Annotated in this window: 12 protein-coding genes; 1 reads left to right on the top strand and 11 read right to left on the bottom strand. The window is 38.2% G+C overall.

The features are described 5' to 3' along the window. Nucleotides 1-396: 396 nt before the first annotated feature. The 8 genes from D2K40_RS08290 to D2K40_RS08255 all read right to left on the bottom strand — a co-directional run bounded on the left by D2K40_RS08290 (nt 397) and on the right by D2K40_RS08255 (nt 8,686). Nucleotides 397-2,568 carry a S8 family serine peptidase gene (locus tag D2K40_RS08290; RefSeq protein ID WP_117154885.1) on the bottom strand — a complete coding sequence of 724 codons (2,172 nt, stop codon included), beginning with the start codon at nt 2,566-2,568 and terminating at the stop codon, nt 397-399. A gap of 261 nt (nt 2,569-2,829) precedes the next feature. Continuing rightward, nucleotides 2,830-3,978, bottom strand: coding sequence for a non-hydrolyzing UDP-N-acetylglucosamine 2-epimerase (gene wecB / locus D2K40_RS08285; RefSeq protein ID WP_117154883.1), 1,149 nt, complete (start codon nt 3,976-3,978; stop codon nt 2,830-2,832). Between the two features lie 257 nt (nt 3,979-4,235). Beyond that, nucleotides 4,236-4,865: a uracil phosphoribosyltransferase gene (gene upp / locus D2K40_RS08280; RefSeq protein ID WP_117154881.1), complete on the bottom strand. Its 630-nt coding sequence runs from the start codon at nt 4,863-4,865 to the stop codon at nt 4,236-4,238. A 161-nt stretch (nt 4,866-5,026) separates the two neighbouring features. Next, nucleotides 5,027-6,265 carry a serine hydroxymethyltransferase gene (locus D2K40_RS08275; protein WP_117154879.1) on the bottom strand — a complete coding sequence of 413 codons (1,239 nt, stop codon included), beginning with the start codon at nt 6,263-6,265 and terminating at the stop codon, nt 5,027-5,029. A gap of 31 nt (nt 6,266-6,296) precedes the next feature. Further along, a complete protein-coding gene (locus tag D2K40_RS08270; RefSeq protein WP_117154877.1) occupies nt 6,297-6,839 on the bottom strand; it encodes a TIGR01440 family protein in 543 nt (180 codons plus the stop codon). Nucleotides 6,840-6,856: 17 nt separating this feature from the next. Next, the gene (gene rpiB, locus D2K40_RS08265; RefSeq protein WP_117154875.1) at nt 6,857-7,297 is read right to left on the bottom strand and encodes a ribose 5-phosphate isomerase B; all 441 of its coding nucleotides are present in this window, start codon (nt 7,295-7,297) and stop codon (nt 6,857-6,859) included. A 106-nt stretch (nt 7,298-7,403) separates the two neighbouring features. Continuing rightward, nucleotides 7,404-8,003: a low molecular weight protein arginine phosphatase gene (locus D2K40_RS08260; protein ID WP_117154873.1), complete on the bottom strand. Its 600-nt coding sequence runs from the start codon at nt 8,001-8,003 to the stop codon at nt 7,404-7,406. Between the two features lie 137 nt (nt 8,004-8,140). After that, nucleotides 8,141-8,686: a manganese efflux pump MntP gene (locus D2K40_RS08255; RefSeq protein ID WP_117155077.1), complete on the bottom strand. Its 546-nt coding sequence runs from the start codon at nt 8,684-8,686 to the stop codon at nt 8,141-8,143. A 270-nt stretch (nt 8,687-8,956) separates the two neighbouring features. Here D2K40_RS08255 and D2K40_RS08250 point away from each other — a divergent pair, with 270 nt between their 5' ends. Then, a complete protein-coding gene (locus tag D2K40_RS08250; RefSeq protein ID WP_117154871.1) occupies nt 8,957-9,928 on the top strand; it encodes a nuclease-related domain-containing protein in 972 nt (323 codons plus the stop codon). A gap of 133 nt (nt 9,929-10,061) precedes the next feature. On the opposite strand, the gene D2K40_RS08245 is transcribed toward D2K40_RS08250, so the two are convergent. The 3 genes from D2K40_RS08245 to spoIIR form a co-directional block, all read right to left on the bottom strand. Beyond that, complete coding sequence (locus tag D2K40_RS08245; protein ID WP_117154869.1) at nt 10,062-11,099, bottom strand: L-threonylcarbamoyladenylate synthase; 1,038 nt, start codon at nt 11,097-11,099, stop codon at nt 10,062-10,064. A gap of 200 nt (nt 11,100-11,299) precedes the next feature. After that, nucleotides 11,300-11,704, bottom strand: coding sequence for a hypothetical protein (locus D2K40_RS08240; RefSeq protein WP_117154867.1), 405 nt, complete (start codon nt 11,702-11,704; stop codon nt 11,300-11,302). Between the two features lie 71 nt (nt 11,705-11,775). Further along, a complete protein-coding gene (gene spoIIR, locus D2K40_RS08235; protein ID WP_117154857.1) occupies nt 11,776-12,423 on the bottom strand; it encodes a stage II sporulation protein R in 648 nt (215 codons plus the stop codon). Between the last annotated feature and the right edge of the window lie 678 nt (nt 12,424-13,101).

The following is a 13,101-nucleotide window of genomic DNA, read 5'->3' as shown; positions in this document are numbered from 1 at the left end:
AACTAATCCAAGAGAAAAAACAATACAATATGTGTTTATGTACTTTAGTACACCAGACCAATTTTTGACGTATTTTTATATCACAGCACCAAAGTGATTGCAGTGATAAAAATCACACGAAAACCTTTACATTGATTAAAAAACAATCTAATCACGGGGGCGGATCTTCTCATTCATTTTAACGAATAACTAAACCCATCATGCGAAACACCTTATAATTCCAATAAAAATCGGGCTGACTTTTTATATTATAAGGTCTTTTTGATAAAACGTCTATTTTTTATTATAATTCATTTCCTTTTACAATGATAGCAACAATTTTGTGAAATTCAAATTGATTTTATTATCATTTTTAAAGAAAACAGGCTCTTCTCTATCTTACCAATTTTATATCCATTACTCAATTAATATACTTGCTTGTTGATGAAAGGTGTTACCATTTGTTGCAACAACTATGATATTAGCTATATACTGACCTTGATTTGGCAAGTTTTTAACTGGTAAGTCTCCTTCTACCACACCTACAGAATGTTCTTCTAAGTTAAGAATGGTTTGAACAAATACCATTGTATCAGGGTCATATAGGTCAACTTTAATTTCTTTTGCTGGTTCTGTTACATATAAGCTATAGCGATAATTGTCTTTATTATACTGATCAAGTGCCAATTCAAATCCAGCCGCCTTTGGAAAATCTGCTGTTTGATTGACAAATAAGTAAGGTAGAGAAAATGTTTGATTTGACCCTTTTAAGAGCAACCATCCTTGGTGTAATCCTTCAGCTAGTTGCCTGCTTGTTACGCCTAAGCCAACTGATATAGCTTTAGTTTCGCCCGGTTTAACTGCGATTGTTCTTGGCGTGTACCAGCGAAGTCCTTTTGTTTGATCAGGTAAGTCTATTGAGAATGTTTGCTTTTTTTCAGAGACATTCTCTATCTCAAATTGCACCTTTTGTATTTCTTTATTGGTATCAATTTTTCCGAATGCGAGTAATGGATTTGTGATAATTGTGTCTGTGTTAATTGCTTTGTCTAATTGAACTCTACCCATTCCTTGATCAATCGGTTCGTAGCGTTTATCACCATGTTCTAGCGGTAAAGCTTGGGTTAACAGCGCTCCTTTTAATTGTTCAGGGCTCCAATCTGGATGTGCTTCTTTTAAAACAGCAAGTGCACCTGCAATATGCGGTGCTGCCATACTTGTCCCTTGAAGTGTTTGATAACCTCCTGGGATCGTACTTGTGATCCCGGCACCAGGGGCAACGATTTCAGGTTTAATATTCCAATTAGCTGTGACGGGGCCGCGCGAACTAAAATCAGCCATTAGATCTTGGCTGGTTACATACGTTGTTTCGAGCCAATACTTCTGTTTTTTTGTTTGATTGAACAGCCATTCACCATTTTCTTGTGAGATCGTTGCAGCCGGTATTGTTGTTGTAGCCTCTAATCCACCTTGAAAAGGTCCTTCCTCATTATTATAAATGAGTACTGCTCGAGCACCTTGCGCTTCAGCTTGTTGCACTTTTTCAGTAAAGGAAATTTTGCCTCGTTTCATTAAAACTATTTTTCCGCGTGCATTAGGAATTGGCTTATCGCCTATTCCGCCATCCACAAGTTGAAATTTTCTGTTTAGATCCCATTCATTTGTACCAATTAAAGGTGTTAACGCTATTTCTTTTTCTTCAAAATGATCGACAATGATTGGTGTCGTAATTATTGGGGTTGATGCGCCAACTCCAATTGCTTTTGTTGCAGTGGCTGGCGAACCTACTGTCCAATTAGCGGGACCGGAATTTCCATTTGCGATCACCATTGACACACCATGCTCAACTGCACGATTAACTGCCACACTTGTTGGCCAATCTGGTCCATTAATTGTATTTCCAAGCGACATATTAATGATGTCCATGCCATCTTTGACCGCACGTTCTAAGGCGGCCATTACTTGAACCGATGTCCCAGCTCCACCTGGTCCAAGTGCTCGATAAGCATATAAATCGGCATCAGGAGCAATTCCTTTCATCTTGCCATTTGCAGCAATAATTCCTGCAACGTGTGTGCCATGAATCGTTGGCGGACCTTGTTCGATAGTCGTTTCCATTGGGTCATCGTCATAGTCGACTAGATCAAATCCCCCTTGATAATTCTTTTCTAAATCTGGATGGGTATAATCGATCCCTGTATCAATAACACCAACTTTAACGCCTTTTCCTGTAAAAGATTGAGTATCCGTTTTACCACCATCCTTCAGCAAAAAAGGAACACTCTGATTAATCGGTGTTTCTTTATTTGTTTGATAGGTGTGAACTGGATACGTATTTTTTACAAAGTCAAATTCTCCAAGCCGCTTTAGTTGATGCTGCTTCCCACGAAGAGCTAGACCTTGGAACAGGGTATCAAACACTTCGAGAACTTCAATATTCGGTTGGTAGGTTTTGAGGTATTCTTTTTGTTGATGCGGGTCTCCATCCACTTCGATAATAATGGAATGATCGTCTAATCGATCCGCTGCATCAACTGGTATGAGTGGTAGTATAAGCATGATAGTGATGATTAATAGGAACGTTCGCATGCATGGATACTCTCCCTTATTTTTTTAAGTAGTATGTGAATAAAGGAGAATGGTTATACAGAGGATTTTAGTTAATTTGGTTGGATTTGGGTGTGTGATCTCAGGTTGCGTTTGAAGTTTTTTGTGGGATTCGTTCAATAATTTGCGTTATTCGATCAATTTTTTCGTTTATTCGATCAAAAAAAGTGATAATTCAATCAAAAATTACGTTTATTCGATCAAAAGGGTTCCACAACCTAATGTGGAACCCTCTTTCCTTGCTTATTTTGTTGTAAATGTAGATGGCTTTTCATTCGTATGCTTATAAAAGTACCGAATAGCATCAGCAATTCGTGCACTAGCTTGGCCATCACCATACGGATTGGACGCATGCGCCATTTCCTTGTGCTTCGCATCGTCTGAGAGCAGTTCATCTGCTAAATTGAAAATGTTCTCTTCATCTGTTCCTGCCAATTTTAATGTGCCCGCTTCAATGCCTTCTGGACGTTCTGTTGTATCGCGCAGCACTAACACCGGCACACCTAAAGATGGTGCTTCTTCCTGCACGCCACCAGAATCAGTTAAAATAAGATGGGCACGTGAAGCGAAGTTATGAAAATCAACAACGCCAAGTGGATCGATTAGATCAATTCGATCATCTTCACCTAAAATTTGATTTGCTGTTTCTTGAACAACAGGATTTAGATGGACAGGATACACAACATGTATATCGTCATGTTTTTCAACTAAACGCTTAATCGCTCGGAACATTTGTTGCATATTCTCGCCCAGGTTTTCACGTCGATGAGCTGTCATTAGTACAAGGCGCTTGTCACCTATTTTATCTAACACAGTACTTGCGTAACCTTCGTCTACTGTTGTTTTCAATGCATCTATCGCAGTGTTGCCTGTTACAAAAATATTTTCTTCTGTTTTATTTTCTTCTAATAGGTTTTGTTGCGCTTTGGTTGTAGGAGCAAAATGTAAATCAGCCATAACACCTGTCAATTGGCGATTCATTTCTTCCGGATATGGTGAATATTTATTCCAAGTGCGCAGTCCAGCCTCAACATGTCCTACCGCAATTTGATTATAGTAAGCAGCTAGTGATGCTGCAAATGTCGTTGTTGTATCTCCATGAACAAGGATGATATCTGGTTTTGTTTCTTTCATTACTTCATCTAATCCTTCTAGTGCGCGCGTGGTAATTTGCGCTAGAGTTTGGCGTGCTTTCATAATATTTAAATCATAGTCAGGTGTGATATCAAAAATCGTTAGGACTTGGTCGAGCATTTCACGGTGTTGCGCAGTAACCGTAACAATAGGCTCAAACTCATCAGATCGCTTTTTTAATTCTAATACAAGTGGTGCCATTTTAATCGCTTCTGGTCGTGTACCAAAAATCGTCATTACTTTTATCCGCTTTGTCATTTACTATTTCGCCCCTTCTTATGTATAGAGTATTGTGCGTTTCTCAATTAATTCGGTGTTTGCCGGATTATTGCTCGAGTTTGCTCAATTAATTCAGTTTCCGTCGAATAATTGCTGTTTTCGTCGAATAATAGCAGTTTTCGCCGAATTAATACTCCTTATCGCCGAATAATGCTCAAGTTCGCCGAATAACCAACGCAACTCACTATTGCGCTGTTAAAAAAGCGCCACATGAATGTAGCGCTTTTTATTAAACTTTATTTTGTACCATATAAACGGTCACCTGCGTCACCTAGTCCTGGGACGATATAACCTTTTTCATTTAATTTTTCGTCTAGTGCTGCAAGATAGATATCAACATCTGGATGATCTTTCTTGACCAATTCAACGCCTTCTGGTGCTGCAATTAAGCACATCAATTTAATATTGGTTGCACCGCGTTTTTTCAATGAAGCAATCGCATCACTGGCAGAGCCACCTGTTGCAAGCATTGGATCAATTACGATTAATTCACGTTCCTGAATATCAGAAGGTAATTTAATGTAATATTCCACTGGCTTCAATGTTTCTGGGTCACGATAAAGACCAACATGCCCAACTTTTGCAGTAGGGATTAGACGTAATACGCCATCAACCATACCCAATCCAGCACGAAGAATAGGTACTAAACCGATTTTTTTACCACTCAATGTTTTCGTAACTGCTGTTGTTACTGGTGTTTCAATTGTTTTTTCCTCTACAGGAAGGTCACGTGTAATTTCAAAAGCCATTAAGCCGGCAACTTCGTCAACTAACTCACGAAATTCTTTTGTTCCCGTTTCTTTACTTCGAATATACGTTAATTTGTGTTGAATTAATGGATGATCCAGTACAAATACATTTCCCACGATCGATCACTCCTTATCATTTTATGTATCTTTAAAAGTGTACTTAAAAATGCGTTCTGTTTCAACCTATGTTGTGCATTTATTGCATTTTTTTTGCTGAAATTGTCGATTTAAATAGATCCCTTGCCAATTAATGCACAAGAGATCTGTTTTGAAACAATTTAACGTTGATAGAGCGGGAATTTTTGCGTTAAGGAATTAACACGTGTTTTCGCTTCTACTAATTTAACTTCATCTTGATGATTCTTTAAAGTGTGCGCGATGATCGCTGCAACCTCATCCATTTCTTCTAATCCAAATCCACGTGATGTAACAGCTGCAGTACCAACACGGACACCACTTGTTACGAATGGACCTTCTGGATCAAATGGAATGGTATTCTTGTTCGTTGTAATACCGATGTCATCAAGTGCTTTTTCTGCATCTTTACCTGTTAGCCCTAAATCGCGGACATCTAATAGTAATAAATGATTATCCGTGCCACCTGAGACTAGACGAATGCCTTCTTTTTGTAAACTTTCACCAAATCGTTTTGCGTTGGCAATGATTTTTTCTCCATACGTTTTGAAATCAGCATCTAGAGCTTCTTTAAATGCAACAGCTTTTGCTGCGATAACGTGCATTAATGGTCCACCTTGAATGCCAGGGAAAACAGATTTATCGATTTGTTTAGCAAATTTCTCTTTACACAAAATCATTCCACCACGAGGGCCACGCAATGTTTTATGGGTTGTTGTTGTAACAAAATCAGCATGTGGAACAGGGTCAGGGTGCAAACCAACAGCAACTAATCCGGCAATATGGGCCATATCCACCATTAGATATGCACCAACCTCGTCAGCAATTGCACGGAATTTTTTAAAATCAATGGTACGAGAATAAGCACTTGCCCCAGCTACAATTAACTTAGGCTTTACTTCTTTTGCTTTAGCTAATACAACATCATAGTCTAGTTGTTCTGTTTCTTTGTCTACACCATAATCTTCAAAATTATATAATGTACCACTAAAGTTAACAGGACTACCATGTGTCAGATGCCCACCATGACTTAGGTTCATTCCGAGTACTGTATCACCTGGCTCAAGTATTGTGAAATAAACAGCCATATTTGCTTGTGCACCTGAATGCGGTTGGACGTTCACGTGTTCTGCCCCGAATAATTGCTTGGCGCGATCACGTGCTAGGTTTTCAGCTACATCGACATATTCACAGCCACCATAATACCGTTTACCTGGATAACCTTCCGCATATTTATTCGTAAGCACTGATCCTTGTGCTTCCATTACCGCTTCAGAAACAAAATTTTCTGATGCAATCAATTCGATTTTATCATTTTGACGACCTCGTTCTTGCTCCATTGCTTGAAAAAGTTCCAAATCCCCTTGTTTAAGATGCTCCATCTACGTATTTCCCCCTTAGTTTTGTGATTATCTATTGTTTGCAATACACGGCACGTTGCCCACCAATTAATTTCGGTCTAGAAAAAGCTGCATTAACTCGCGCACTTCCTAGTTGACGTTGTTTTAATCGTAGTGGTACTGCAACATGCCTTACATGCATTCCAATCATCGTTTCCCCAATATCGATTCCTGCATCTGCTTTAATATGCTCCACTACAACAGGATCTTCCATGTGTTTAAACGCATGTGCAGCCATGGAACCACCAGCTGTTGGGACTGGCACTGCGGTTACTTCATCATAATTAAAAGTATCCTTTGTTGATCGCTCGATCACTAGTGCGCGATTTAAATGCTCACAGCATTGGAATGCTAACAAAATACCTGTTTGGTCCTGCAACTTTTTGAATGCTTGGTAAATTTGTTCGGCTACTTGTTCACTGCCTGATGTGCCAATTTTTTCACCAATAACTTCACTCGTCGAACAGCCTACTACAAATAATTTACCAGCTTGTAAATAGCCGCTATCTTTCCATTCTGTGGTAATAGCGTGCAATTGTTGTTCAAGTTGTTCCATTTTCTCGCATCCTTTACTTACTTGGATTCGTAATCACTAAGTTTTCCAATACGTCTTGCGTGACGTCCACCTTCAAATTCAGCACCGATCCAAGTTTTCGCAATTTCTTTTGCTAAATCAACACCAATTACGCGGGCGCCCATTGCTAATACGTTTGAATCATTGTGTTCTCTCGTAACGCGTGCAGTGTAAACATCATGAACTAGTGCACAGCGAATACCTTCTACTTTATTTGCTGCAATCGACATCCCAATACCTGTGCCGCAAATTAAAATTCCACGGTCAAACTCACCATTTGCTACTCGTTCAGCAGCTGGTATACCGTAATCAGGGTAATCAACTGAATCTTCGCAGTCACAACCTATATTTTCAAATTCAATACCTGATTCTTCTAATAACTTTCCAACTTCTCTTGCTAATTCATATCCACCGTGATCTGATGCTAATACTACTTTCATTCTGATGCACTCCTTTTCTTTGCTGATATATTTTCTTCTACTTATTATTTTACTTGTTTTATTGTGTCATTAAAACGTCTTTTTAAAAGAAATATGCAATTTTCTGTTATTTTTCATTATTTTCAAACTTTTCAATCAATATATCAATATATTTTTCTATTTCTGCTAAAGTATCTTGATATATTTGCTGGCCACCACCAAAAGGATCCGATATATCATAATTCGGCAGTTCCGCTTCTAATCGGTCTATTTCATCTTGCGTTTCACGTAAAAAGGCACGCAACTGTTGTTCTGTTTGATTTTGGTCTACTTCAGTTACGACAGTCAGTCGCTTTTCTTCAAGTTGTGCATATGCCTGTTTTAACTGCTCCCAGGTAGACTGTCCATCTAGCAACGTATATTCCTTTAATGTGTAGACTTTTTCAACAACTTCTGGATACTGTGCTGTGAGTGCGTGTTTGTGTTGCATTGTCATTGTTAAAATGATATCTGCCCAATCCAATAATTCTTTCGTAACGGGTTGTGACTGATGATTTAATGTAATATCATTCGATTTAAGGGCATATTCGGTACCTGGTGAAGCTGGTGATCCTGGTGTTGCAAATAAACCGGCTGACTGCACATGTACAGCTGCTTTTTTTTGTAATAATGCTTGAGCCATTGGGCTACGACATGTATTTCCAGTACAGATAAATAAGACATTCATCTTTTATAAATTCCTCCTCAACGTTCATGTTTCTTCTAATTAAACTATATCATATCTGTTAGGCCATAACCAAAATGAAAGGGCTACGTGTTTTCCACGCAGCCCTTTTTGATAAATATTTTTATTAACAGGTCTTTTTAGCCAAAAATAATGCGGAGGCCGAATGCGCATAGGATAATTCCACCACACATTTCGCTGTATACGCCTAGTAAACCTCGTGCTCTTTTACCTAATAGTAAGCCGGCCCATGTCAGTGCCATGCTGAAACCACCAAATAATAAAAGTGCAATAAATGTTTTTACTCCTGACATCCCTAAACTTAAGCCAACTGAAAAGCTGTCTAAACTAACGCTGATCGCAAATAAAAATAGTCCAATGCCAATTGGTTTCATGGGACTTTTTCGTTCTGCTTGAAATGTCTGTAACACCATATGTATCCCTAATGTAAACAAAAGCAGACCACCTGCGAGTACAGCTATATCTTCTAATTTTGTCGAGATAAAATTACCAAGTACTATTCCGATAAACGGCATAATTATATGGAATAACCCAACTGTTATACCGATAAAGAAAATTCGCTTTAACCGAAGTAACTGTAAACCCATTCCTAACCCTACAGAAAAAGCGTCCATCCCTAGTGCGATTGCCATGATTATTAGTGGTACAAGTTGACCTAGATACATTACAGACATTTTTTCACCCTCCACTGTTCGGACATGCTATTGTACTTTATGCGCACGTGTGTGAGGTTATGATTTATGTTAGAAAAGTATTTTATTGTTTTTACACTTTTGAGAAATGGACTGGTTTTGTCGCTTGGAAAATTAAACATGATCTTCGGGTAGTTGATTTTTGCTACTTTTTTAGAGGGATGTTTTTTTGAAATAGGAATTTTACTTTAAATTATTTTTGGATTATTCTGTTAGCAAACAGACGCGTAGAAGGAGAATACTATGATCGGAAAACCGTTAACTGTTTCTAGTCGACTTAATGCATATGAAGCACTACTCAGGCGTCTTCCTAGTCATCACCCCACATACACAACGATTGAAAAAGCTTACACACTGCCACTAGCTGGATATCGGGGTGAAAAAGAGGTCTATTATCGCCTGAAGAACTTGAGTGATAACTTTATTATTTTTCATGACCTCCGTCTTCCCCACCAAGATAGTTTCTTTCAAATTGATTTTCTAGTTTTAAGCAAAAGCTGTATTTTTGTTATTGAAGTTAAAAATATGAGAGGTACACTTTTTTTCGATACTCATTTCAAGCAATTAATCCGAACCGTTGAAGAAAAAGAAGAAGGATTTCGAAATCCGCTTGCACAGGTTCAGGAACATAAGTGGAAATTGAGTGAATGGTTTAGCAAGGTCTTAAACATATCTTCTGTGCCAATTGAAAGTTTTGTTGCGATTGCCAACAGCTCGAGTGTCTTAAAAACAAATGCTGCTGATTTGGAGATTTACCAGAGGGTGGTGCATGCCGAATATTTAATTGATCATTTGAACGATTGGAACACTTACTATTTGGAGAAAAACTTTGGTTTTTTAGATGTTGATCAGATTACAAAGGAGCTACTGGATGCTGATACACCTTTTCAGCCTGATCTATTAAAACGATATGGCATTAAAGCCGGGGAATTGCGTAATGGTGTTGTTTGTCCGCACTGTAATGCAGCTTCAATGAAACGCACACACGGAAAGTGGCTATGTTGGCAATGCAATAAATATTCAAAAGGTGGTGCTGAGCAAGCAATTGGTGATTATTTGCAATTAATTGCCTCATCGATTAGCAATCAAGAATGCCGCTCCTATTTAGGGATAGAATCACCTCAATTAGCGAAAAGAATACTGCATTCAGCTGATGTTGTTGGGGATGGGGCGACGAAAAACAGGCGATATCGGGTGTTTGATCGAATAAATTGATTTTTTGATTGAATTATTGATTTTTTTGATCAAATAACCGGAAATTTTGATCGAATTATCGATTTTTTTGATCGAATCCGCTCCTCCCAGAGTCTGCGCAGCACTTTTTCACATCAAAAAAGGCTTCACCTCTTTACGGCGAAACCTTTTGGCTGGCAGCTTTTTCTAATCGATTCATAATTGCTTGGCCTAAGCCTTGTTTTATAAATGTTTCTGATAAAATAATGTCAACATCCGTTTTCTTAAATGCGCGCAATGTTTCGTATAAAGAATACGCAATTGTTTTCAGATCATCTTGTGAGCCAAGGATCTTCACATTCGATGCATCTAATTTCATTGCTAATTCTTGACTTACCATAATCCCTACTTTTTTTCCTTCTTTAGTCAGTGCATCGATTTGATTCTGAAAAAAGGTTTCATCTCCATCAATTAGCCATAGCGGAGCATCTGGCTCATAGTGGTTATACTTCATACCTGGTGCTTTCGGTTGATCGATTTGCTCAGAAATAGTTGTATCGACAGACATAATACCAGTTACTTGTTCAATTTGTTCTTGCGTTATGCCTCCCGGACGCAAAATGACAGGCAAATCACCTGTACAATCCACAACCGTAGATTCAACCCCAACACCAGTTGGACCGCCATCAACAATGCCTGCGATTTTACCATTCAAATCCTGATAGACATGGATCGCACTCGTTGGACTAGGCTTTCCTGATGTATTAGCACTTGGTGCAGCAACAGGTAAATCTAATTTTTCTAATAAAGTACGTGCAACAATGTGATCTGGAATTCGAACCCCTATAGTATCAAGGCCCGCGGTAACATTTTCTGCGATCTTTCCGTTGCTAGGTAAAATTACCGTAATTGGCCCAGGCATAAAGGCATTGATTAACTTTTCTGCTAGTGGTGTTATTTCGGTAACATATCTTTCAATTTGTTCTGGATGAGCAACATGGACAATTAACGGGTTATCCGACGGACGACCTTTTGCAGTAAAAATTCTCGCAACCGCCTCTTGATTGGTTGCATCTGCTCCAAGTCCGTAAACTGTTTCTGTTGGAAAAGCTACAACCTCGTGCTGTTTAAGCAATGTTGCCGCTTCTTCGATTGCTTGTTGATCGTTTTCATCCATATTTGCTACTACCCAATATTTTGTCTCTTTCTTCATGAGGAATCCCTTTCTACTATCAACAGTTTATCAACATGTTTAACACAAGTTATCCACAAACACTTAACTTGCCCACAAGTTGAAAATCTTTGATGTTACAATATATGCATCCATTTTATATAATCCTTATCTTCTTCACAAGTTTTTTCTATTATAAACAAGTTATCAACAGTATTTACGCACAGTTGTTAATAACTCAGTTATTTATCCACAGTTAATCCCCACCATTGTCCTTCAATAGTTTTATTATCCACTGGGACATCCACAACTTGAAATCCTAGCTGACTAACTAATTCATCTAATGTTTCTTGTTGACTATGAATATATAAGTACGTAGCAGGTTGTTCTCGTGCAGCTTGGATGCTCATTTCAATTATTGCAAGGACATGTAGGGCTGTAAGGTCTCCTTTGATGTATAAATTCTTTAATCGAACAGCATTTTGATTCATTGGCTCTAACATAAAAAAAGCACGAATTGATTCTGCTTCTTTTATAAAGTACCCATATTCTACTATTGTATTTTCCGTTGTGTCCTTTGGCCATTTCTCTTGAAAAAAATCTTTAACATTAGCTTGTTTGATTTGCTTCGTTTTTACACATTCCATCCCTATCATCTCCTCACATAAAATCTAGCTTTCTACTATTTTTATGAGAGAGTCAAAGTAATTATACCTATTTAACTAAACCATTTGAATAAAAAAAACTTTACTTCTACTTCTTTTTCTTCCTTTTCAACTTTCTCTACTAGCTCTACTTCTCTGGTTTCTACTTCTTCTTTCTCAACTTCTTCGTTTTCTGCAGGCTCAGCTACACTCGTACCATTTCCAAAATCAAGGAAGCATAACGGTGGAAATAAGACACACCACCAATTCGCTCCTTTTCCTTCACCTAAAGTAATTAGAATTGCTTCATATTGCCCTGCTGGATATATGTATGAGCCATATATTTTAGCGGGAAAATTAACATCTGAACCATATTCTACGCTGGAAGTCATGTCGATTCCTTCATCTGCTAAGGTGTCTTCTACTATTTGTTCGATATCTTTAAGACGCTCTTGAATGGTAGTTCGTGCGGTTTCGATGTCATCAATATCTTTTACCCATTTTGTGATCTCTTTATTGACTTGGTCGCGAATGGTTCGCTTAATGTTCTGATCCTCTTCTCGATCACTATTAGCAAGAATTCGCAGTCTTATTGCTTCATTTGGAATAACTTTATAAGCAGATTCAGCTTCTGCTTCAATTTCGTTCATAACCGTTTCTAATGGAAATAACAGTATATATAATAGCAAAAATAGAGTTGTCATAGATAATACTTTTTTCATTTTATTTGCCCCCTACTAACTTGATAGCACTAGTATGGGCACTTTTTTATTTCTTTAAACTATTAATCTCTTAAAATTTTATTTTTTTGAAAGATTAGTTAAAGTTTTATATAAAGACTATATAAATCGCACAATAATTTAGAGACATTAATTCTTTACCCGCTCCGGAAGTAAATTGATTCCCTTTCCGTGGGCTCAGTCTCAGCTAACTTGGTAAAGAAAACCGCTTCACCAAGTGGATCTTCGACTTGAAAAGGTAGGACCACAGGCTAAAACCGTCCTTGTCGGACAACGCCTGCATGACCCTTGTCGGGCCTCTGGAGTGTCATCCATTTGTCTCCTGCGCTAGTCAGTACATTTAAATATGATCTGAAATATTAACGCTCAATAAGCTTTCCCGCAACTAAGATAGGCTGTAATCATTATATTTTTAAACTATCTAGCGTATCAAATGAAATTGGTGACACTCCTCGGAAATATAGTTCAATTTCCTTCGTGCGATGTGAGTTCATAGAAGCATTCCTTGTCCTGCAGGAACAGCGCGAGTTGAAATCGAGTAGGAGGGGCTTCACAGCCCCGACCTCTCACACCACCGTACGTACGGATCCGTATACGGCGGTTCAACCTTTTGAGTATCTTATCTGGTAGAGGATGTTCATATCCTTAAGTCCCCATTTC

The sequence above is a fragment of the Paraliobacillus quinghaiensis genome (assembly GCF_003426025.1).
Lineage (GTDB): Bacteria > Bacillota > Bacilli > Bacillales > Amphibacillaceae > Paraliobacillus_A > Paraliobacillus_A quinghaiensis.
The sequence above is the reverse complement of the archived record's forward strand: the minus strand, read 5'-3'. Positions and strand labels throughout refer to the sequence as shown.